The organism is uncultured Duncaniella sp., from assembly GCF_910578445.1.
GTDB lineage: Bacteria > Bacteroidota > Bacteroidia > Bacteroidales > Muribaculaceae > Duncaniella.
The window spans coordinates 256322-279945 of sequence record NZ_CAJTQC010000002.1 but is presented as its reverse complement, the minus strand read 5'-3'; the positions used below and the strand labels follow the sequence as shown (position 1 = coordinate 279945).

Sequence of the window (23624 nt, the reverse complement as noted above, 5' to 3'; positions counted from 1 at the left end):
AAGAAAATATAGATATCTACCATGGTACACTGGGAGCGACCGATTTGAAGCAATCTCAAGACGCTGCGTTTGACCGTTATTACCGAGAGGAGGATATGTATATGAGAATCCTCAATAGTTATCCACATAATTGGCGAGCCTGGGAAGACATTCTCATAGCTCTGGACGTTTTGATGGAGAAAGCCCCCAGCCCTGATTTGGCAAAGCAAACGTATTGGAAAATCCGATGCTTCCTCAATGAACGTGTCACCATCCTCAAAGAGAGGTATGCAGAAGACCCCTACAGTGACGATGCCATAGATTTTGAGAACAAACAGGAAGAGTGGGCTTCATACTCAAAAAGACAATCGGGGGCGTTTTCCTATTTCGGGGACGAATAGCGGGGACGTTTCTCTCAAAACGGGCAAAAAGAGAATCCACGGCTGACCCAGCGAGTTAACCGTGGATTGCTTGTAAGTAACTGGTATCAATCCATGTGGATTGCTCCAATGCGGTGTATTTGGCTATAGTTCAGTGGGGTTGCAAGTAGGCTTGATTATTCCCACTCGATTGTTGCCGGTGGCTTCGAGGAGATGTCATAGCATACGCGGTTTACGCCTTTCACCTTGTTTATGATATCGTTGCTCACCTTTGCCATGAAATCGTAAGGGAGGTGCGCCCAGTCAGCTGTCATCGCGTCGGTCGACGTTACCGCACGCAGAGCGATGGCACGTTCGTAGGTGCGTTCATCGCCCATCACCCCGACACTCTGCACGGGAAGGAGGATTGCACCTGCCTGCCATACTTTGTCGTAGAGATTCCAATCGCGAAGTCCCTGAATGAAAATATCGTCGGCATCCTGAAGAATGCGTACCTTATCCGGCGTAATGTCACCGAGAATGCGCACGGCAAGTCCCGGGCCCGGGAACGGATGACGCTTAATCAGATGCTCAGGCATTCCAAGCTGACGCCCTACAGCACGTACCTCGTCCTTGAAAAGGAGACGCAGAGGCTCGCAGAGCTTCAGATTCATCTTTTCAGGAAGGCCGCCTACATTGTGATGGCTCTTGATGGTAGTGCCGGTGATTGAAAGGCTCTCGATGCAGTCAGGATAAATCGTGCCCTGTGCCAGCCATTTCACATCCTTGATTTTATGAGCCTCGGTGTCAAACACGTCGATGAAGCCCTTTCCGATAATCTTGCGCTTGCGTTCCGGCTCTGTAACACCTGCAAGCTCGCTGAAAAACTTCTCAGAAGCATCAACCCCGACCACGTTCAGGCCAAGACATTCATAGTCATGGAGCACGTTACGGAATTCATTCTTACGCAGCATTCCGTGGTCGACGAATATACAGGTGAGATTCTTGCCGATAGCACGGTTGAGAAGTACAGCTGCCACGGATGAGTCAACTCCACCGCTCAGACCAAGCACCACTTTGTCGTCGCCAAGCTGTTCTTTAAGCTGGGCAACGGTGCTTTCGATAAACGATTCGGCAGTCCAGTCCTGCTTGCCGCCACAGATGTCAACTACAAAGTTGCGGAGCAACTGAGTGCCGTGCTCCGAATGATATACTTCCGGATGGAACTGCACGCCCCAAGTCTGTTCGCCTTCCACCTGATAGGCAGCGATGGGCACCTTGTCGGTAGACGCTATGGTCTTGAATCCCTCAGGAATCGAAGTGATGGTGTCGCCGTGGCTCATCCACACCTGACTCCCGACCGGAATGTTTTTGAACAGCGGACTTGTCGTGTCGATTTTTGTCAGATGCGCACGACCATACTCACGCGAAGGAGCAGGCTCGACGCTTCCGCCTGAAGTATAGGCTATGAACTGAGCGCCGTAGCAGATGCCGAGCACAGGGAGATGGCCGCGCAGGCGGTCAAGCTCGGTTCTGAACGCCTTGTCGTCATAGACGGAGAAAGGCGAACCTGACAGAATCACGCCGATAACCGACGGGTCATCATAAGGAAACTTGTTGTAAGGAAGAATCTCGCAATACTCTCCGAGCTCGCGGACTCTACGCCCTATAAGCTGGGTGGTCTGCGACCCGAAATCGAGAATAATAATCTTTTCCTGCATAATGTGGGAAGAGGGATATTAATGTGATAATGATTGAATCTGAGTGCAAAGTTACGCAGAATTAACCGATTTTTAGACTATTTATCTGAATTTTTTGAGTAATTTTGCAGGCTAAAAATCCGAACAGACCGATCAGCCGATCACATAATATCCTGATATGAAAAATATACGTCTTTTCCTGACCGATGTCGACGGTACTCTCACTGATGGCGGAATGTATTACACAGCCGACGGCGATGTGATGAAAAAATTCAACGCCCGCGACGGCATGGGTCTCCAACTTCTACAGAAGGCGGGAATAAAAGTAGGCATAATAACAAGCGAAAACACCCGGCTTGTCAGCCGAAGAGCCGAGAAACTCGGGGTCGATTTTCTGGTTCAAGGCAAACGCGACGGGGGCAAGCTCACAGCCTGCGCCGACATTTGCGAAAGCCTGTCGATCGGCCTCGACGAAGTCGCCTACATCGGCGACGACGTCAACTGTGTCGACCTGCTAAGCGCCGCAGGACTCCGGGCGTGCCCGGCCGACGCTGTCGCTGAGGTCAAATCAATCCCCTCAATCATCGTCATGAATCTAAAAGGGGGAGAAGGATGTGTCAGAGAATTCGCCAACCTCATCCTGAAAGAAATAAACAACAAAGCAAACTCACAAAAATGAGCAAAGTAAAAATATCTGTCACTTTCATGCTGCTTGCAGTCACATTCTGCGTGTGTCTGATTGTCAGCAACCTTATGGAAATAAAGACTGTCGACCTCGGGCCTCTGACCATCACAGCCGGAGTCGTAGTCTTCCCGATATCATACATCCTGAACGACTGCATCGTTGAGGTCTACGGATTCAACAAAGCACGTCTGGTCATCTGGCTCGGATTCGGCATGAACATGCTCGTCTCCCTGTTGCTCCAGCTCGGCATCTGGCTTCCCGGAGCTGAATCGTGGACCGGACAGGAGGCCATGGCGACTGTCTTCGGCGCAGTCCCGCGCATATTTGCAGCAAGCTTCATCGCATTTCTCTGTGGCTCGATGGTCAATGCCTATGTGATGTCGCGCATGAAAATCTCATCAGGCGGCCGCCGCTTCTCGCTCCGCGCCATAGTGTCGTCGCTATGGGGCGAGGGGGTCGATTCGGTGATATTTTTCCCTATAGCTTTTGCCGGAGTCCTTTCGTGGAATGAAATCGGACTCCTGATTGTCACACAGACTTTCCTGAAGACATTCTATGAAATCCTCATTCTCCCTGTCACACTCCGCGCTGTCAAACTCCTGCGCGACCACGAGGGAGGCGATGTCACAGACACTCCGGGCATGTCATACAAATGGTGGAAAATCAATGAAATATAAATGGATCTGGTTTGACCTCGACGACACGCTCATCGACTTCCACGCCAATTCACGCATGGCGCTGCGCATCATCTATGACGAATGCCGACTGGATCGTTTCTTCAATTCGCCGGATGAATGGGCCGGAACTTACGAGAGTCACAACCTCACGTTATGGGCGCGCTACAGCCGCGCGGAAATCACACAGGAATTTCTTCGTGTCGACCGTTTTGCCACTCCGCTCCGCCCTCACTGGGACGGTGATGAAGAGTCGCTTAAAGAATTTTCCCGGAAGCTCGATCCGCTCTACCTCACCCGTCTGGCCGAGCAGACAGCTCTCGTCGAGGGAGCATGTGAAATCCTCGCGTACCTGCGCGCGCACGATTATAATATAGGTATCCTGAGCAACGGATTCAAAGATGTCCAGCATCGCAAACTCACCAATACAGGGCTTGACAGATTTGTCGACCTCACGGTGCTGAGCGACGACATCGGAATCAACAAGCCCGACCCACGGCTCTACCGCCATGCGATGGAACGCGCATTCACCCCCGATCCCTCGCTCCATGTCATGATCGGCGACAATCGCGACACGGACATCGCCGGAGCACTGGCCGCCGGATGGAAGGCAGTGCTTTTCGACGACAAAGCGACCGCAATGACAGTCGGTGACAAAGTGACAATAACCCCTCGTTTGGACCTCTTAAAAGAGCTTTTTTAGGCCGACATTCTTTACTTTAGCGTCTAACGTGGTGAGAAAGTGAATTTTAAGCAAAATTTTTAGCCTAAATATAGCTGATAATTCAAAAAAAGTTCCGATATTTGCACTTGCAAAAAACGTGCGCACTCTTTGGGCGCAACGTCAAAGATATTAACCAATTATAAATTAATATTGTAATGACTAAAGCTGACATTGTCAACGAGATTTCGAAATCTACCGGCATCGACAAAGCCAACGTACTCGAAACCATTGAAAAGTTCATGGAAACAGTGAAGGAGTCTCTTTCACATGGCGAGAACGTTTACCTTCGCGGATTCGGTAGCTTCATCACCAAGGTTCGTTCAGAAAAGACAGCCCGCAACATTTCCAAAAACACCACCATTATCATCCCCGAACACCGCATCCCCGCATTCAAGCCCGCAAAGGTGTTCATGGAAGAGGTAAAGGATCTCAAATAATAAAAAAACTATTGTCTAACAATACATAATACCTCCCTACTATGCCCAGCGGAAAGAAAAGAAAAGGCCACAAGATGGCAACCCACAAGCGTAAAAAACGCCTTCGCAAAAACCGTCACAAGAAGAAATAAGCAGGCTTGACCTGCAACTTCTTGCGTAGCTGCGTAAATAACACAAAGAACAAACACTTGACAGGCGCGTTCAACTACAAGACACCCACACAAGGTTTGTTCTTTGCGTTGTTTGTCGCACCTCCCCAGCTCCCCGGCCGGTATTTTTCCGGTCTCCATACTCCCCTCTGAAACATACAAAATAATCTATCTACAGATCACAACCGACTAATGAAGAGTGAACTTATCGTAGACGTACAGCCCACCGAGGTATCCATTGCCTTGCTTGAGGACTCAAGGCTCGTCTCCCTGCAAAAGGAGGCGCGCAACATCGCCTACGCCGTCGGTGACATCTATCTGGCAAAAGTGAAAAAGCTGATGCCGGGTCTGAACGCCGCATTCGTCAACGTAGGCTACGAAAAAGATGCTTTTCTTCATTACTTGGATCTCGGTTCACAATTTTCTACCTACTCCTCATTTCTGAAAGACGCAATCGTCGACAAGAAAACCGACATCACCGTTCCCAAAATCAAACGTCTGCCCGACATCGACAAGCACGGCTCAATCACCAATGTGCTTCAGCCGGGACAGGAACTGATGGTACAGATTGTCAAGGAGCCAATATCATCAAAAGGCCCGCGACTGACAACGGAAATCACCTTCACGGGACGATACATGGTGCTGATTCCATTCGGCGATAAAATCTCAATCTCGCAGAAAATCAAAACCACGGAGGAAAAACTCCGTCTGCGCCAGCTCATCGAGAGCATCAAGCCCAAAAATTTCGGAGTCATCATCCGCACATCGGCCGAAGGCAAAAGTGTGCGCGAACTCCACCATGAGCTCAAAACACTGCTCCGTTGCTGGGACGAGACCGTCGCCAAAGCCCGGTCGGCAACCGCTCCCGCTCTTATTTTCGAGGAGGAAAGCCGAATCGTCGGGATGCTGCGCGACGTGTTCAGCCCAACGTTTGAAAACATCCATGTCAACGACAAGGAAATCTTCAGCCAAATATCAAAATATGTCAATCTGATCTCGCCTGAAAGCAAGGACATTGTCAAGCTCTATGAAGACAGTGCCCCTATATTCGACCATTTCAACATCACGCGCCAGATCAAATCGTCATTCGGCAAAACCGTTTCGTTCAAATCGGGAGCCTACGTAATCATCGAACATACTGAAGCTCTCCATGTCATCGACGTGAACTCCGGCAACCGCTCAAAGGCCGCCCCAGATCAGGAAAGCAACGCGCTCGAAGTCAATCTCCGTGCCGCCGACGAAATAGCCCGACAGCTCAGGCTGCGCGACATGGGCGGCATAATCGTCATCGACTTCATCGACATGAACAAGGCCGAACACCGCCAGAAGCTCTATGAACACATGCGCGAAGTGATGGCCAATGACCGCGCACGCCACAACATCCTGCCACTGAGCAAATTCGGACTGATGCAGATTACACGCCAGCGTGTACGTCCGGCTCTCGACATAGACACGACCGAGGAGTGTCCGTCATGCCACGGAAAAGGCAAAGTCCGTCCGTCACTACTGTTCACCGACACCCTCCACGAGAAGCTCGACTATCTTGTCAAAAATCTGAAGGTAAAGCATTTCATACTCTATGTCCATCCTTTCGTTTCCGCATATCTGAAAAAAGGATTCCCGTCGCTTTACCGTCGCTGGCAACTCGAATTTGGATTCAACTTCCGTATTATCCCGGACGAATCACTGGCCTACCTCCAATATCGCGTCGTCGACCGTGACCGCAATGAAATCGACCTTCAGGAAGAAAAAGACATGGATTCATCGGCCACAAAATCAAAATCCAAAGCAAAGAACCGTTCCAAGGAAGACTGACATCTTCAACATTTGTACAAAAAAATTCAATCAAAAACATCAGCCTCCGTATCACCGACAGGGATACGGAGGTTTTTATGTTGTAGAACATAAGTATTTTTTTTGTCACATTACAGAGTGGTTGTATATTTGTAGACTGAAATAAGTGTGTTTTTTACACTTATTCGGTTTCAACCATGAACCAAACACTTAGACAATATAAAACTCTCAAAAAACTCTCAATTCACACACCATGAAACGGATGTTACCTCACGTTGCAGCCTTAGGCGCAGGGCTTATGATAATCGCCAGCTCATGCAACCATCAGAATGAAGCCACGATTACAAAATCAGGCCTCGACCCCGCTAAATTCGCCGGGGAGTATAACGGCAAACCGACCGCGCTCTACACACTTGCCAACTCAAACGGTATGGAAGCCTGCATTACTAATTTCGGTGGCCGCATCGTATCGCTGATGGTTCCCGACCGCGACGGCCAGCTGCGCGATGTCGTCCTCGGATTCGACAGCATCGCAGCCTATTTTCCCGAAAACAACCAGACTGACTTCAGCGCTGCCATCGGGCGCTATGCCAACCGCATCAATCAGGGCCGTTTCGTAATCGACGGTGACACCATCCAGCTCCCGACCAACAATTTCGGACACTGTCTCCACGGAGGTCCGACAGGCTGGCAATATCAGGTCTACGAAGCCGAACAGCCCAACGACTCGACTGTAGTCCTCACAATGCACTCGCCCGACGGCGACAACAATTTTCCCGGTAACGTGACAGCCAAAGTCACCTACACCCTGACATCCGACAACCGTCTTGACATCGCCTATGAGGCCGTGACCGACAAACCTACGGTCATCAACATGACAAACCACGCATATTTCAACCTCAACGGCGACCCATCGCAACCGATTACCGACAACGAGCTTTATGTAAACGCTGCGACCTTCACCCCTGTCGACTCAACATACATGACCACCGGAGAAATCCTCCCTGTCGCCGGAACTCCCATGGACTTCACCTCGCTGCGTGTCATCGGCGAGCGAATCAACGAAACCGATTTCGAACAAATCCGTAACGGTAACGGCTATGACCACAACTGGGTTCTCGATACAAAGGGCGACATCTCTGTCCCCGCAGCCACTCTCCAGTCACCGTCGACAGGTATCGTACTCGATGTCTACACCGACGAACCCGGAATCCAAGTCTACTCAGGCAACTTCCTCGACGGCACTGTGACAGGCAAAAACGACAAAGTCTACAACCAGCGCACAGGCATCTGCCTTGAAACCCAGCACTATCCCGACAGCCCCAACAAACCCGAATGGCCCTCAACAGTCCTCCGTCCCGGCGAGACCTACAAGAGCCACACCGTATTCGCGTTTTCAACCGACAAGAAATAACGGCCGTTGTCATCAAAATCAGACTTACTTAAATTTAACAAACTTAATATCTTAGAAAACTATGGCATTACTTGACTGGATTGTCATCGGTATTTTCGCCTTGGCTCTTGTCGGCGTCATCGTGTGGGTGATGCGACAGAAGCAAAACAATGCCGCTGACTACTTTCTTGGAGGCAAAGACGCAACATGGATTGCAATCGGAGCCTCAATCTTCGCTTCAAACATCGGTTCTGAACACCTCATCGGCCTCGCCGGTTCAGGCGCTTCGTCAGGCATGGCGATGGCCCACTGGGAAATACAGGGCTGGATGATTCTTCTTCTCGGCTGGGTATTCGTTCCCTTCTACACCCGCTCTATGGTCTACACCATGCCCGAGTTCCTTGAAAAACGTTTCAACCCACAGTCGCGCACCATCCTTGCGACCATCTCACTTATCAGCTATGTGCTCACAAAAGTTGCCGTGACAGTCTATGCCGGCGGCCTCGTGTTCCAGCAGGTGTTCGGCATCGAACAGCTGTGGGGCATCGACTTCTTCTGGATTGCCGCAATCGGTCTCGTACTCATCACAGCCCTCTATACAATCTTCGGAGGTATGAAATCAGTGCTCTACACCTCCGTGCTCCAGACCCCCATTCTCCTTCTCGGTTCGCTCATCATCCTTGTCCTCGGTCTGAAGGAACTCGGCGGATGGGACGAAATGATGAGAATCTGTTCGAACGTGAAGGTCAATGAATATGGCGACACCATGGTCAACCTCATCCGCGACAACAACGACAGCCAGTATCCTTGGCTCGGCGCTCTCATCGGCTCGGCTGTAATCGGTTTCTGGTACTGGTGTACCGACCAGTTCATCGTACAGCGCGTACTTTCAGGCAAAGATGAAAAAGAAGCCCGTCGCGGTACAATCTTCGGAGCATACCTCAAACTGCTCCCCGTGTTCCTCTTCCTCATCCCCGGCATGATTGCTTTCGCAATCCATCAGAACTCTGTCGCTGCCGGCGGTGAAGGCTTCCTCCCCATGCTTGCCAACGGCAATGTGAACTCCGACGCAGCCTTCCCCACACTCGTGGCCAAGCTGCTCCCCGCCGGTGTCAAGGGTCTCATCGTCTGCGGTATCCTCGCAGCGCTCATGTCATCGCTCGCATCGCTGTTCAACTCATCGGCAGCCCTCTTCACCATTGACTTCTATCAGCGTTTCCGCCCCAACACCGACCCGAAGAAACTCGTCCGCATCGGTCAGGCAGCCACAGTTGTCATCGTGATTCTCGGCATCCTCTGGATTCCGGTGATGCGCTCTGTGGGCGACGTGCTCTATCTCTATCTCCAAGACGTGCAGTCAGTCCTCGCACCCGGCATCGCCGCAGCCTTCCTCATCGGTATCCTCTGGAAGCGTGCTTCGGCTCAAGGCGGCATGTGGGCGCTTCTCTCAGGTCTCATCATCGGTCTCACCCGTCTTGGCGCGAAGGTCTACTACAGCAACGCCGAAGTGATTCCCGGCAGCGAAGGCAGCTGGTTCCAATACATTTTCTATGACTGCAACTGGCTCTTCTTCTGCGGATGGATGCTTGTGTTCTGCCTCGCTGTAGGTGTCATCGTCTCACTCTGCACCAAAGCGCCTGAACCTGAAAAAATCCAAGGTCTCGTGTTCGGAACATCGACAGCCGAACAACGCGCCGCCACACGTGCAAGCTGGAACATGTGGGATGTCATCAACTCCGTGATCATCCTCGGCATCACAGTTGCATTCTATATCTATTTCTGGTAATACAATTGAAATCTCGAAGTGTGCCGGAGTGAATTCCGGCACACATTTATCCTGCTCTTTCACGTTATAACATACGTTCCAAAAGATGTTCTACTCAAACAATCCCCGTTTTTTCGTCTCCGTCGACTGCATTATATTCGGTCTTGTCGACGGAAAACTGTGTCTGCTGCTCACTAAACGCCGTTTCGAACCGGAAAAGGGCAAATGGTCTGTCATGGGCGGTTTCGTTCAGGAAAACGAAAGCGTCGACGACGCTGCCCGGCGTGTGCTGCGACATCTCACCGGTCTTGAAGACATCTATATGGAACAGGTCCATGCTTTCGGTGCAATCAACCGTGACCCGGGCGAACGTGTAATCTCCGTCGCCTACTATGCGCTACTCGGTCCGGATGAATACAACATCGAACTCCTCGAAAAGCACGAAGCCGTCTGGATTGAAATCGACAAATTGCCTCCCCTCGGTTTCGACCATCCCGAAATGGTCAAAAAGACACTCGATCTCATAAGGGCCAAGTGCTCCCACGAACCAATCGGATTCAATCTGCTTCCGGCCATGTTCACATTATCACAGCTTCAGTCTCTCTATGAGACCATACTCGGAGAGCCGCTCGACAAACGCAACTTCCGCAAGCGCGTGGCCGAAACTCATTGCATTGAAAAGACCGAGTATATCGACAAGACGGGCTCGCGGCGCGGAGCTTCGCTCTACCGCTTCAACGACCACGTCTATCTCTCCCATCCCAAATTTAAAATCTAAAAAATCCAATAACAAACAACTCTTTAAAACCATTACAGCTATGTATTCAAACTATGAAATATGGTGGGTAACCGGCGCTCAGCTCCTCTACGGAGGCGATGCCGTTGTCAGTGTCGACGCACATTCAAAAGAAATGGTCGACGGTCTAAACAATTCCGGCCTCCTGCCTGTCAAAGTCGTATATAAAGGAACCGCCAATTCCTCACACGAAGTCGAGGATATCATGAAGGCCGCCAACAATGATCCCCGTTGTGCCGGTATCATCACATGGATGCACACATTCTCTCCAGCCAAGATGTGGATCCACGGCCTCAAGGTTCTCTCAAAGCCCCTGCTCCACTTCCACACCCAGTATAACGCCGAAATTCCATGGGATACAATGGACATGGACTTCATGAACCTCAACCAGAGTGCTCACGGAGACCGCGAGTTCGGACACATCTGCGCCCGCATGCGTGTGCGCCGCAAAGTTGTCACCGGCTACTGGAAAGACCCCAAGACCCTCGAACGCATCGCCGTATGGCAGCGCGTCTGCATCGGCTGGGCCGACTCGCAGGACATGCTCATCATCCGTCTCGGCGACCAGATGAACAACGTTGCTGTTACCGATGGCGACAAGGTGGAAGCTGAAATCCGCCTCGGCTATCACGTGGACTATATGCCCTTCAGCTCGCTCATGAAGTATTTCGACGAAATCAAGGATGCCGACGTCGATGCCCTCGTAGCCGAATATTTCACTCTCTACGCCCACGACGCCTCTCTTGAAGACAAAAACAGCGAAGCATATACAAAAGTGTGGAACGCCGCCAAGGCCGAACTCACACTCCGCGCCATGCTGAAGGACAAGGGAGCAAAGGGCTTCACAACCAACTTCGATGACCTCGGCGACGCAAACATCGACGTGACAGGCCGTGGATTCGACCAGATTCCCGGTCTCGCATCACAGCGTCTCATGGCCGAAGGCTATGGTTTCGGAGCTGAAGGCGACTGGAAATCGGCAGCTCTCTACCGCACACTGTGGGTGATGACCCGCGGCATGGAAGGCGGTTGCTCGTTCCTTGAGGACTACACCCTCAACTTCAACGGAAAGGAAAGCTCAATCCTTCAGGCCCACATGCTCGAAGTATGTCCCCTCATCGCCGAAGAGCGTCCCCGTCTGGAAGTACACTTCCTCGGTATCGGCATCCGCAAGTCGCAGACCGCACGCCTCGTCTTCACTTCGAAACCCGGCAAGGGCGTGACCGCAACCGTAGTCGACATGGGCAACCGCTTCCGCCTCATCGTCAACGACGTTGACTGCATCAAGTCAAAACCGCTGCCCAAACTCCCCGTGGCATCGGCTCTCTGGATTCCGCAGCCCGACTTCGAGACAGGCGCGACAGCATGGATTCTCGCCGGCGGCACACACCACTCCTGCTTCTCATATGCAATCACTCCCGAATTCTGGGAAGACTATGCCGAAATCGCAGGAATCGAAATGGTACATATCGACAAGGATACCACCATCGAGAATTTCAAGAACTCACTCCGCATGGGTGAAGTCTACTACATGCTCAACAAATCACTCTACCTCTAACCACAGCGATAGACTGAGATATGAATTCAGATCCTAAATCAACCATCGCTCAAGGCAAGGCAATCCTCGGCATCGAATTCGGCTCGACAAGAATCAAGGCCGTACTTATCGACGAGGAAAACAAGCCCATAGCCCAAGGTTCGCACGAATGGGAAAACCAGCTATCAGACGGACTCTGGACATATAGCACCGAAGCCATCTGGTATGGCCTTCAGGACTGCTACGCCAATTTGCGAGCAAATGTCCGCAAGGAATACGATATCGAGATTGAAAACCTCGCCGCAATCGGAATCAGCGCGATGATGCACGGCTACATGCCGTTTGACAAAAACGCCGAAATCCTTGTCCCGTTCCGCACATGGCGCAACACCAACACCGGCAAGGCCGCAGCCGAACTGTCGGAGCTTTTCGTCTACAACATCCCGCTGAGATGGAGCATCTCACATCTCTATCAGGCAATCCTTAACGAAGAGCCCCATGTCAAGGACATCGACTATCTCACCACACTTGCCGGCTATATCCACTGGCAGCTGACAGGCGAAAAGGTGCTCGGAGTCGGCGACGCGTCAGGCATGCTTCCCATTGACCCGGCCACCAAGGACTATTCAGCCGAAATGGTCGAAAAGTTCGACAATCTCGTAGCCCCCAAGGGCTTCCCGTGGAAACTGCTCGACATCATGCCTAAAGTGCTCGTAGCCGGAGAAAAATCAGGCTGCCTCACAGCCGAAGGCGCTATGCGTCTTGACGTTTCTGGCCACCTCAAAGCTGGCATACCCTTCTGTCCGCCCGAAGGCGACGCCGGAACAGGCATGGTTGCGACCAACGCCGTGCTCCAGCGCACTGGCAACGTGTCGGCCGGAACATCGTCGTTCTCAATGATAGTGCTCGAAAAAGAACTTTCGAAGCCCTACGAGATGATCGACATGGTGACAACCCCCGACGGCAGCCTCGTCGCAATGGTCCACTGCAACAACTGCACCTCCGACCTCAACGCATGGGTCAACCTCTTCAAGGAATATCAGGAACTTCTAGGAGTCCCTGTCGACATGAATCAGGTGTTCGGACTTCTCTACAACAACGCCCTCAAAGGCGACACCGATTGTGGAGGCCTCATCTCCTATAACTATTATTCGGGAGAACCCATCACCGGCCTTGAGGAAGGACGTCCGCTGTTCGTGCGCTCGGCATCCGACAAATTCAATCTCGCTAATTTCATGCGAGCCAATCTCTATGCGTCGGTCTGCGTACTGAAAATCGGCAACGATATCCTGTTCAATGACGAGAAAGTGGAAGTCGACCGCATCACCGGTCATGGAGGCCTCTTCAAGACTCCCGGAGTCGGACAGCGCATCCTTGCGGCAGCCCTCAACTCTCCGATTTCCGTCATGGAAACCGCAGGCGAAGGCGGCGCTTGGGGCATAGCGCTTCTTGCATCCTACCTTGTCAACAACGCCAAGAACCAGTCGCTTGCAGGCTATCTCAACGACCGTGTGTTCCTCGGAGACGCAGGCACAGAAATCGCCCCCACATCAGAAGAAGTGGAAGGTTTCAACGCTTACCTCGAGAACTATAAGCGCGGTCTTGCCATAGAGCACGCAGCAACCCAAGCAAAAGCATAATACTCTTATAACGAGAGGTACATCGATTCAGAAATAACAAAAATAACATATCTCACCGGACTCCGGCGGAGCGTTCATGATACAACCGTTCAATTCCGTCAGAACCGCAACACTTCCGAGATTGTCATTTTTGTTATTTCTGAATTTTTTGTGCCTCCTAATTTTATTACGGGCACAGGAGTTTTCAGCCAGAGTGGAGGTCTTTTTCATTTTTCTGCCGAAATTTATGTCGGATTGCCGAATTATTGGGTAATTATAAGTTTGTTATCACCGATTTTTATACTTAAATTTGCAACGGTGAAAGCTCCCTTCCACTCTTTGAGGGCATGCCGACACCAATAAAAAAGTATTACTGAAACCCCAATTCTAACCATCACTATCATGGATATTTCACACATCGAACACGTGGGTATCGCAGTACCCGATCTCAAGGCAGCAATCGCATTTTACGAAAACACCCTCGGTCTCAAATGCTTTGCAATCGAAGAAGTAGAGGACCAGAAGGTGCGCACAGCATTCTTTAAGGTCGGACAGACCAAGATCGAGCTTCTCGAAGGCACTTCGCCTGACAGCGCGATTTCAAAGTTCATCGAAAAGAACGGCGGCCGCGGCGGCATCCAGCACATCGCATTCGCAATCGAGGACGGTGTGGCCAACGCTCTCGCTGAAGTATCGGAAAAAGGCTGTGCCCTCATCGACAAAGCACCCCGCAAAGGCGCTGAAGGTCTCAACATCGCTTTCCTCCATCCGAAATCGACCTGCGGCACTCTCATTGAACTTTGCGAAGATCCGGCAAAAAAGTAAGAGGAAACACGCAACTCATACTTAAACCATAATTTCCAAAACACTTTTACATAATCTCATAACAGATGAGTAACCAGCTTGAAAAAGTAAAAGAGCTTATCGCCCTTCGCGAAGAAGCTCGTCTGGGTGGTGGCGAAAAAGCTATCCAGAAACAGCACGAAAGAGGTAAATACACAGCCCGCGAGCGTATTGCCCAACTTCTCGACGAAGGTTCTTTTGAAGAAATCGACATGTTTGTCCGCCACCGTTGCTACAACTTCGGTCAGGAAAAGAAAAGCTATCTCGGCGACGGCGTCGTGACCGGCTACGGTACAATCGACGGCCGCCTCGTTTATGTATTCGCTCAGGACTTCACCGTGTTCGGTGGCTCACTCAGCGAAACCATGGCTCTTAAGATCTGCAAAATCATGGATATGGCCATGAAGATGGGAGCCCCCGTCATCGGTCTCAACGACTCAGGCGGTGCACGTATTCAGGAAGGCATCAACGCGCTTGCAGGCTACGCTGAAATTTTCCAGCGCAACATCCTCGCATCAGGTGTCATTCCCCAGATTTCAGGTATCCTCGGTCCGTGTGCCGGCGGTGCTGTATATTCACCAGCACTCACCGACTTCACTATCATGACCAAGGGCATCAGCTACATGTTCCTCACAGGCCCGAAGGTTGTCAAGACCGTGACAGGCGAAGACGTGAGCCAGGAAGCCCTCGGCGGTGCAACCGTACACTCACAGAAGAGCGGTGTCGCACACTTTGCTGCTGAGGACGGAGAAGAAACACTCCGCATCATCCGCAAACTCTTCAGCTACATTCCCCAGAACAATCTCGAAGAGCCACCGCTGGTTGAATGCAACGACCCGATCGACCGTCTCGAAGACTCTCTCAACGAAATCATCCCCGATTCGGCCAACCGTCCTTATGACATGTATGAGGTCATCAACGCAATCGTCGACAACGGTGAGTTCCTTGAAATCCAGCGCGAGTTCGCCAAGAACATCATCATCGGCTTCGCCCGCTTCAACGGACAGGCTGTCGGCGTTGTGGCCAACCAGCCCAAATATCTTGCCGGCGTGCTCGACAGCAACGCATCGCGCAAGGGCGCTCGCTTCGTCCGTTTCTGCGACGCGTTCAACATTCCTCTGGTGACACTCGTCGACGTTCCCGGCTTCCTCCCCGGAACAGGTCAGGAATACAACGGTGTAATCCTCCACGGCGCGAAACTTCTCTATGCCTACGGCGAGGCAACAGTGCCCAAGGTGACTGTGACACTCCGCAAGAGCTACGGTGGCTCACACATCGTGATGTCATGCAAGCAGCTCCGTGGCGACATGAACTACGCATGGCCTACCGCCGAAATCGCCGTTATGGGTGGCGCAGGTGCTGTCGAGGTTCTCTATGCCAAGGAAGCAAAGGCATCCGACGATCCCGCCAAGGTGCTCCGCGAGAAAGAAGATGAATACAACAAGCTCTTCTGCAACCCCTACAACGCAGCCCGCTACGGCTATATCGACGATGTGATCGAACCGCGCAACACCCGTTTCCGCATCATCCGCGCCCTTCAGCAGCTCGCGACCAAGAAGGTTGTCAATCCGGCCAAGAAACACGGCAACATACCTCTCTAAGAGGGTCACTTTCGCATCCGTGTGGCAGACACCAATCTTCCATACGCGATGCGGACAGCCTGTAAATCTTACTAATCATCTCAACAAAAGTTATGAAAAAAAGACTTTTAACGCTGCTGTTGGTGACTCTCGCATGCGTCTCGGCCATATCCGCCCAAGGGCGTCGCGGCCTGCGCATCAACGAGGTGATGATCGTCAACGACTCCACGAGCGTGGTCGACGATTTCGGACGCTACCCGGCGTGGATCGAGCTTTACAACTCGACCTTCGCTCCGCTCGAAATCTCAAGTGTCTTTCTGACCAACGACCGCAGCAACAATACGCTTTATCCCGTTCCCCTCGGTGACGTGAACACCGAGATTCCCTCGCGTCAGCATGTGCTTTTCTGGGCTGACGGCGAACCCAACAAGGGCACATTCCACACCAACTTCACCTTTACACCCGGCGAAGACAACTACATTGCCATCTATGATGCCAACGGGCTCACCCTCATCGATGAAATCGTCATTCCGGGCACTCTCCTTCCGGGACAGTCATATGCCCGCAAGGCTGACGGTGAAGGCGGAATCAACAACCCTGATGACTGGGAAGTGCGCGACGGTTCGGAATCGCACTACATCACTCCGTCGAGCAACAACATCATCAAGAGCACCAACAACAAGGTGGACAGCTTCGCCGAACATGACCCCCACGGCTTCGCAATGGCCGTCATGGCGATGTGTATCGTGTTCTCCGCTCTCGTGATTCTCTCAATCTGCTTCTATATCATCAACAGCATCGGAGCTTCAATCTCACGCAAACGCAAAGTGAAAGCTCTTGCCAGCGATGAAAGCGAAATCGAGGACCACCACCACGAGCAGGATTCAGGCGAAGTCATCGCAGCAATCTCAGCTGCCCTCGCCGAGCATCTCGACGCCCACGACCGCGAAAGCACAATCCTTACGATCAATAAGGTACGCCGAGCATACTCACCCTGGAGCTCGAAGATCTACAGTCTTCGCGAGCTTCCGCATCGTTAATTTTAATTTCCCAGTATTCAAACACTGAAACATCAAAAACAGAAATGAAAGAGTATAAATATAGAATCAACGGTAACCTCTATACGGTGAAAATCGGCGATATCGACAACAATCTCGCTAAGGTAGAGGTCAACGGCGTTCCCTACAAAGTGGAACTCCAGAAGACCGAAAAGCCTGTCAACATCGTTACAGCGCCACGCCCGTCTGCAGCACCACGCACCGAAAGCGGAGCCAAGGTCATCAACAAGCCTCAGGTCAAAGCAGGCGGCTACACTGTTGAAGCTCCCCTCCCCGGCGTTGTGATTTCGGTCAACGTGAAAGTCGGCGACACAGTCAAGGCTTCCGACACTGTTGCCGTGCTTGAAGCAATGAAGATGGAAAACGCCATCCACGCCGGTCAGGACGGCAAGGTCGCCTCAATCAATGTCAATGCCGGTGACTCAGTGCTTCAGGGTACAGCCCTCATTACCCTCGAATAAATAGAGTGAGTGTCTACAAAGCATCACACTTTTTGAAAACCTCACATCTAAGTAACTATCAAACATTATGTTTAGCGATTTCTTACTTCAAAACCTTCAGGAGTTCTGGCATCTGACAGGTTTTTACAACGCCACATGGCAGCATTTGGTGATGCTGCTTGTCGGCTTGTTCTTCATCTGGCTCGCTATTAAGAAGAATTTCGAACCGATGCTCCTCGTGCCCATCGGCTTCGGTATACTTATCGGCAACGTCCCCTTCAACACCACCGCCGGTCTTGAAATCGGCATCTATGAAGAAGGCTCGGTGCTCAACATTCTTTACAATGGTGTAAGCGCCGGATGGTATCCCCCGCTGATTTTCCTCGGCATCGGAGCTATGACCGACTTCTCGGCCCTCATCGCCAACCCGAAGCTCATGCTCATCGGTGCTGCCGCCCAGTTCGGTATCTTCGGAGCATACATGGTGGCACTTCTGCTCGGATTCGCCCCCGACCAGGCCGGAGCTATCGCCACCATCGGTGGTGCTGACGGTCCTACAGCCATCTTCCTTTCGTCGAAACTCGCGCCGAACCTCATGGGTGCAATCGCAGTGTCGGCTTACTCCTACATGGCCCTCGTGCCGGTGATTCAGCCGCCGCTGATGCGCCTGCTCACCACTAAGAACGAGCGTGTCATCAAGATGAAGCCCGCCCGCGCCGTGTCGCAGAACGAGAAAATCATCTTCCCGATTGTCGGCATGATTCTCACCTGCTTCGTCGTTCCCTCAGGCCTTCCGCTGCTCGGCATGCTCTTCTTCGGCAACCTGCTGCGTGAATGCGGCGTGACCAACCGTCTTGCCAAGACTGCCAGCAACGCCCTCACCGACATTGTCACCATCCTTCTCGGCATGACAGTCGGCGCATCGACACAGGCTTCGGAATTCCTCACATCAGAGACCATCCGCATCTTCCTTCTCGGTTTCATGGCCTTCATCATCGCATCGGCCAGCGGTGTCCTCTTCGTGAAGTTCTTCAACCTCTTCCTGCCGAAATCAAAGAAAATCAATCCGCTTATCGGTAACGCAGGCGTATCGGCCGTCCCGATGTCTGCCCGCATTTCCAATAACCTTGGTCTTGAATACGATCCCAGCAACTACCTGCTCATGCACGCCATGGGCCCGAATGTCGCCGGTGTGATTGGTTCGGCCGTAGCCGCAGGTGTCCTCCTCGGATTCCTCGCTTGATGTCTGCCAACGATTAATTTCGTCTCATACACCCGCGCAGGGGCATAATTTTAATTACTTCCTGAATTAATTATGCCCCTGCGCTTTTTTAAAACCCACCAATAGTAACAGCCCTCAATATCCATACCTGTAGGTTCTTCACCGACCAATGGCCGGATGAATCCGACTATAAGATACCATAAATTCTCAATTTTAACACTCATGCTTTAAACCCAAGGCATGAAACGGTTGTTTTAAAGATGCAGACTTTCACTTGCACAGCTAAAATTCATCACAGATTTTTCCCTACCACACAGTGAACGCTCTACAATCAGATTGCCTGCCACGAGGGCATTAGCTAACGAATATTTAGACGATATGGTAACAAAACAAGTCATCGAAAAAATCTATAAGCTATACAAGCGTCCCCCTGCGTCGCCCGATGAGCTCAATCTCGGCCTGCTTTTCACTCATGCGCTTGAAAACCATGGGATCGTGATTGACGAAAACGATCTTTATATCGGTAGCGTCGATCCGAAATCACCGTTTGCAGCCATCCCATTGCGCCACATCCACGAAATTCTCGAATTTGAGACATGTCTGGCCATCGTGTTGCGCAACTCAATGATTTTCCTCAACAAACACAATTCGGATGTCAACGTGCACATACGCATGGATGAACCCTCTGTGTGGTCGCGCCTAAAAATGTCGCTTGCAAAAAGACGCGACACTGTCAGCGAATCGTGCTGACATAACCGACAACCCGATATTAATGATTAAAACATCAGTGAACCGCGAAGAAATCTTCAACCGCACGGCTCTCCTTACCGGTCGCCGGAATCTTGACTCGTTTGGCGAGACAAAGGTAATCATATTCGGCCTCGGAGGCGTAGGCAGCTGGGCTGCAGAAACCCTCGTCAGAAGCGGATTCGCAAACCTGACGCTCGTAGATGCCGACCGTATAGCACTCTCAAACATCAACCGTCAGCTTCCCGCAACAACAAAGACAGTCGGCGAAGTAAAGGTGGAAGCCATGAAACAACGGCTACTCGAAATAAATCCTGACGCGCAAATTGTGGCCATACATGATTTCTACAACCAATCCACCCAAAGCAACTACGTCCTGACTGACTACGACGTGGTCATTGATGCCATTGACTCTCTTTCCGACAAAGCCCTGCTGATTCTCAACGCGACTAAAGCCATGACCGATACATCCGGAAACGGCCGTCGCCTACACTTCTACTCATCAATGGGAGCTGCTCTCAAGACCGACCCGTCACGAATTGCCGTGGCCGAATTCTGGAAAGTCAAAGGATGTCCGCTCGCGGCTGCCCTGAGGCGAAAATTCAAGAAGAGCGGACTCTTCCCGGCTAAGAAATTCAAATGTGTCTACTCCGACGAACTCGTCGCCAACCATCCGGACGCAAAGGATATGACTGACCGCTCCGGAGCAATGACCTACAATAAGGTAGCCACAAACGGTGCTATGATGCACATAACAGCTATTTTCGGAATCACTCTCGCATCACTCGCTATACGCGACATAATGAAGCCCTGACAGAAATATCATCTCAGGCGTGGATATTTTATAACTGATTTTTCCGCTACACTTTTGCAGTGTGTGTAGCACCTTTATCCGATACAACCCCAATCTCTGATTCAAGAATCCAAGGTGAAGCGTGATGCTTCCATGCCTATTCTCAACTCCATACCACCCATTTAATAGTGTATTCGGATATTATTCACCGACTTACTTACTATCCGGCAAAACAGAGGAGCTAATATTTTCAACGGTCAGTAACAGTTTGTGCGGAAATCTTCCATGCCACCACTAAACGATTAGATTGACTTTTTTATATCAATAATTAATGCTATCTTTGTCAATCACCAATCCTGATTCAACAAATTCGCCACATAGTAACTTCACCGATATCATGAGATCGATACGTCATCTCCTTATGCTATTATTATTAGCTTGTTATATTGCTTCATGCTCTAATTACAAGCAGCAGGAGGCTCTTGACCGTGCAGAATCCCTAATGGAGGCTCATCCTGATTCAGCCTTGATCATTCTTAATGAAATTGAAAAATCGGAGCTTGGTTCAAAAAAAGAACAGGCCCGATATGCCCTCCTCATGTCTATGGCTCTCGATAAGAACTATATCGACACCACGGCTTTTGATGTACTCCAGCCGGCTATAGACTATTACATCAAAAAGGGAACTCCTGACGAAAAACTCAGGACATATTACTATCAAGGGCGCATATTCCAAAATCAGGGTGAGCTAGATAAAGCATTAAACTCATTCATCAAAGGGATTGATATATCTTCCGACAGTAATGATTCTTTGTGCATAGCAAGAACCCTTGTTGCCCAAGGTGGATTGTACGACGAATTCTACGACTTCTATAGCTACACCAACTGTCACATACAGGCAGCTAAAATATACAAAAAATTATCTCTTAGATGGCATGAGTTTGATTGCTTGCTTAATGCACTGAATGGAGCAATATTATTGGGCAATCAGACCAAAGCTGATAGTATACTAACATTATGTGATAATTTCTATGACATAGACAATGCTCAAAAACTTATCTTAACAGGATATAGACTATCTCATGTTTTGGAATTTGGAGATATTCCTAAAATTAAATACCTGATTGAACGTCAAGAAGAGAATCCTAACCTTGATACAAATGGCCTACTTAATCTAGCCTTAGCGTATTATAAAGTAGGTAATAATACTAAAGCAAAACATTTACTTGATAATATTAATAACAGTCATGAATTTGACCCCCTTAAATATCAGGCAATATTAGTTCCTATTCTTGAAAATATGGGGGACTACAAAGGAGCGCTCTCTGTCTATAAAAATTTCAGTCACTCAATCGATTCAATAAACACATTTAAATTCAAACAAAAAGCTCAAACTGTTGAAGATAAACATAAATTAGAACTTAAAGCCCAACACGATGCAAAAGAAAAAGCCAAAATCATTTGGGGGTGTATCGGTGGGATTATATTTCTAATATTAGTGATTATTATCTTATACTTACTTTTCTATAGCAATAAGGCTCAAAAAAAGTTAGCTCTTGAACGAGCAAAGACGACTGAACTTGAAAATGAGAGTCTCAAAGCTGAAAAGGATAAAGCTATCCAACAATCTAAAATCACCGAATTGGAAAATGAAAGGCTGAAATCTGAACGAGAGAAACTGTCTCTCGAAAATAAAAATCTTCAGCTGGAAAGGGATAAAAAAGCATTGGAGGCTGAAAATCTGGCTCACCGCGTCGAGACTCTCGAAAATGAGAGCGCGAGTCTGAAAGAACTGATGGACTCACAGGAGGAACTGCCTTCTGAAGTTCAACAGGCCATAAAAGTGCGCATCGAGATGCTAAATGCCCTAATGGCAGGTTATATAACCGATAATGACCAATACGAAAAGCCTTACGAGTCATGGATTAAAGAACTCACTGACAATACCGAGGAGTTTATGAACAGTAACCGTCTGGCATTTCAGGCTTCCCATCCACGATTTATCCAGTATTTCGAGAAGCATGACCTGACCGTCAGCGAAATCAACTATGTTTGTCTTTACGCAATTGGCTTACGAGGAAAAGAAGTCGGTAACTATATGAAGAAACGTAGCCATGTAAACATCAGCAGTGGCATACGCAAAAAACTCGGCATAGACAAGCACGAGACAAACATTGGAATTTACGTGCGTAAACTTCTAAAAGAATTATAGAATCATCCATTTGATGAAACTACATCTTAATCTGTTCAGAAATCAATCTGCTCTGAAATTTTATATCTTTTATTTACAACGTATTACAGCAATAATGTTTTTCCAAATATGAAAGTTTTGTTTTGGAAAATGAAAGTTTGCCATTATAATTTTGCATTATCAAAATCAACTAAAACCAATATACAATGAAAAAATACAAATTTGTTTATTTAAGCAATTTTGCAATAAACGCAATCTTAATCATATCAATTCTAACAATTCAATGGTTGGATCTTTATTTACCTAAAGCAAAGGAATGGTTAGAGTCATGGATTTGCTTTTGGGGTATAACTATGATTTTATTCCTATGGAGTAAAGCATTCATTGTCACTCCCAAATATAAAGGACATAAAATCCTAAATGCTCGAATAACAAAATTGTTTGCGTTCTCATTGTTTGTGATAGAATCTATAACTCTATATGGTTCTTTATCCAATATTAACAATTTTCTTATTCCTTCAACCATTTGTATGGTAATTTGGAGTTTAGTATTTATATGGTCAATTTCTATGAGTCATGAATTTATCATGTCTTATAGATATATCCATAATGAATGATGTTCAGTCTCAAAAATGTCGTTTTTGAGGGACATACTGGCCCATGACTGGTTTCAAATACTCCTCAATACCATCAAATCAAATTCTCTTTTCATAGCAGAACTTAGATTTAGATAAATCTCTAAACATGAGCAAATCAAACTATATCGGAATACTTATTGTTTCAATCATCCTTTTAGTATATCCTGTCTACACTTTGATAATTAATTCAGAATGGACATCAGTAGTTTTTATATTCCTTCTTATTATCATAGGGTCAATCGGGACATATCGCGCATGTCGTTCAATTAATTCAAATAAATCCAACAATAACGACAGGCTCGATTCTTAAACACCACTTTAGAGTTAAGGCATAAAATTCACTTATGTCTTAACTCTATCCTTATTCCATAAACAGCTTTTTTGAGACTGTCCGGCAACCGGGTGTCAGTCTGAGTCAGGTCAATCATCCGGCATATCATCGGATAGCTCGTCGGAAAACCCACTCTCCTTAGTCCGTTTTTGTGACATAAGCAGCGGAAC

At 49.3% G+C, this 23624-nt stretch carries 20 protein-coding genes; 19 read left to right on the top strand and 1 reads right to left on the bottom strand.

All coding sequences use genetic code 11. The features are described 5' to 3' along the window. On the top strand, window positions 1-380 hold a 380-nt coding region (locus tag QZ311_RS02445), incomplete at its 5' end, for a hypothetical protein (protein ID WP_297063513.1). A gap of 155 nt (window positions 381-535) precedes the next feature. Here the strand turns inward: QZ311_RS02445 and guaA are convergent. Then, a complete protein-coding gene (gene guaA / locus QZ311_RS02440; RefSeq protein ID WP_297063511.1) occupies window positions 536-2059 on the bottom strand; it encodes a glutamine-hydrolyzing GMP synthase in 1524 nt (507 codons plus the stop codon). A 157-nt stretch (window positions 2060-2216) separates the two neighbouring features. On the opposite strand from guaA, the gene QZ311_RS02435 reads away from it, so the two are divergent. The 18 genes from QZ311_RS02435 (at window position 2217) to QZ311_RS02350 (ending at window position 22506) form a co-directional block, all read left to right on the top strand. Next, window positions 2217-2717, top strand: a complete 501-nt coding sequence (locus tag QZ311_RS02435; protein WP_297063509.1) for an HAD-IIIA family hydrolase — start codon at window positions 2217-2219, stop codon at window positions 2715-2717. Next, entirely contained in the window at window positions 2714-3400 is a 687-nt protein-coding gene (locus QZ311_RS02430) for a queuosine precursor transporter (RefSeq protein ID WP_297063507.1), read from the top strand. Before QZ311_RS02435 ends, QZ311_RS02430 begins: the two co-directional genes overlap by 4 nt. Continuing rightward, window positions 3390-4100: a YjjG family noncanonical pyrimidine nucleotidase gene (locus QZ311_RS02425; RefSeq protein ID WP_297063505.1), complete on the top strand. Its 711-nt coding sequence runs from the start codon at window positions 3390-3392 to the stop codon at window positions 4098-4100. The genes QZ311_RS02430 and QZ311_RS02425 overlap by 11 nt, the downstream gene beginning before the upstream one ends. A 176-nt stretch (window positions 4101-4276) precedes the next feature. Continuing rightward, window positions 4277-4558 carry an HU family DNA-binding protein gene (locus QZ311_RS02420; RefSeq protein ID WP_107032403.1) on the top strand — a complete coding sequence of 94 codons (282 nt, stop codon included), beginning with the start codon at window positions 4277-4279 and terminating at the stop codon, window positions 4556-4558. 341 nt (window positions 4559-4899) lie between these two features. Continuing rightward, complete coding sequence (locus QZ311_RS02415) at window positions 4900-6522, top strand: Rne/Rng family ribonuclease (RefSeq protein ID WP_297063499.1); 1623 nt, start codon at window positions 4900-4902, stop codon at window positions 6520-6522. A gap of 232 nt (window positions 6523-6754) precedes the next feature. Next, window positions 6755-7915: an aldose epimerase family protein gene (locus QZ311_RS02410; RefSeq protein WP_297063497.1), complete on the top strand. Its 1161-nt coding sequence runs from the start codon at window positions 6755-6757 to the stop codon at window positions 7913-7915. 61 nt (window positions 7916-7976) lie between these two features. After that, the gene (locus QZ311_RS02405) at window positions 7977-9680 is read left to right on the top strand and encodes a sodium:solute symporter (RefSeq protein WP_297063495.1); all 1704 of its coding nucleotides are present in this window, start codon (window positions 7977-7979) and stop codon (window positions 9678-9680) included. 85 nt (window positions 9681-9765) lie between these two features. Next, on the top strand, window positions 9766-10437 hold the full coding sequence (locus QZ311_RS02400; protein WP_297063493.1) for an NUDIX domain-containing protein: 672 nt from the start codon (window positions 9766-9768) through the stop codon (window positions 10435-10437). A 40-nt stretch (window positions 10438-10477) separates the two neighbouring features. After that, window positions 10478-12013 carry an L-arabinose isomerase gene (gene araA / locus QZ311_RS02395; protein WP_297063491.1) on the top strand — a complete coding sequence of 512 codons (1536 nt, stop codon included), beginning with the start codon at window positions 10478-10480 and terminating at the stop codon, window positions 12011-12013. Between the two features lie 20 nt (window positions 12014-12033). Next, complete coding sequence (locus QZ311_RS02390) at window positions 12034-13632, top strand: FGGY-family carbohydrate kinase (RefSeq protein WP_297063489.1); 1599 nt, start codon at window positions 12034-12036, stop codon at window positions 13630-13632. 381 nt (window positions 13633-14013) lie between these two features. Next, window positions 14014-14436, top strand: coding sequence for a methylmalonyl-CoA epimerase (gene mce / locus QZ311_RS02385; protein WP_123615181.1), 423 nt, complete (start codon window positions 14014-14016; stop codon window positions 14434-14436). A gap of 65 nt (window positions 14437-14501) precedes the next feature. After that, entirely contained in the window at window positions 14502-16055 is a 1554-nt protein-coding gene (locus QZ311_RS02380; protein WP_297063486.1) for an acyl-CoA carboxylase subunit beta, read from the top strand. A 92-nt stretch (window positions 16056-16147) separates the two neighbouring features. After that, window positions 16148-17074 (top strand): OadG family transporter subunit, encoded by a 927-nt coding sequence (locus QZ311_RS02375; RefSeq protein ID WP_297063483.1) that lies wholly within the window; start codon window positions 16148-16150, stop codon window positions 17072-17074. Window positions 17075-17118: 44 nt separating this feature from the next. Then, on the top strand, window positions 17119-17553 hold the full coding sequence (locus tag QZ311_RS02370; protein WP_297063482.1) for a biotin/lipoyl-containing protein: 435 nt from the start codon (window positions 17119-17121) through the stop codon (window positions 17551-17553). Between the two features lie 67 nt (window positions 17554-17620). Then, window positions 17621-18775 (top strand): sodium ion-translocating decarboxylase subunit beta, encoded by a 1155-nt coding sequence (locus tag QZ311_RS02365; RefSeq protein ID WP_297063480.1) that lies wholly within the window; start codon window positions 17621-17623, stop codon window positions 18773-18775. 357 nt (window positions 18776-19132) lie between these two features. Next, on the top strand, window positions 19133-19504 hold the full coding sequence (locus tag QZ311_RS02360) for a hypothetical protein (RefSeq protein ID WP_297063478.1): 372 nt from the start codon (window positions 19133-19135) through the stop codon (window positions 19502-19504). 22 nt (window positions 19505-19526) lie between these two features. Further along, complete coding sequence (locus QZ311_RS02355) at window positions 19527-20315, top strand: tRNA threonylcarbamoyladenosine dehydratase (protein WP_297063476.1); 789 nt, start codon at window positions 19527-19529, stop codon at window positions 20313-20315. Window positions 20316-20691: 376 nt separating this feature from the next. After that, window positions 20692-22506 carry a hypothetical protein gene (locus QZ311_RS02350; protein WP_297063474.1) on the top strand — a complete coding sequence of 605 codons (1815 nt, stop codon included), beginning with the start codon at window positions 20692-20694 and terminating at the stop codon, window positions 22504-22506. The last annotated feature ends 1118 nt before the right edge of the window (window positions 22507-23624 follow it).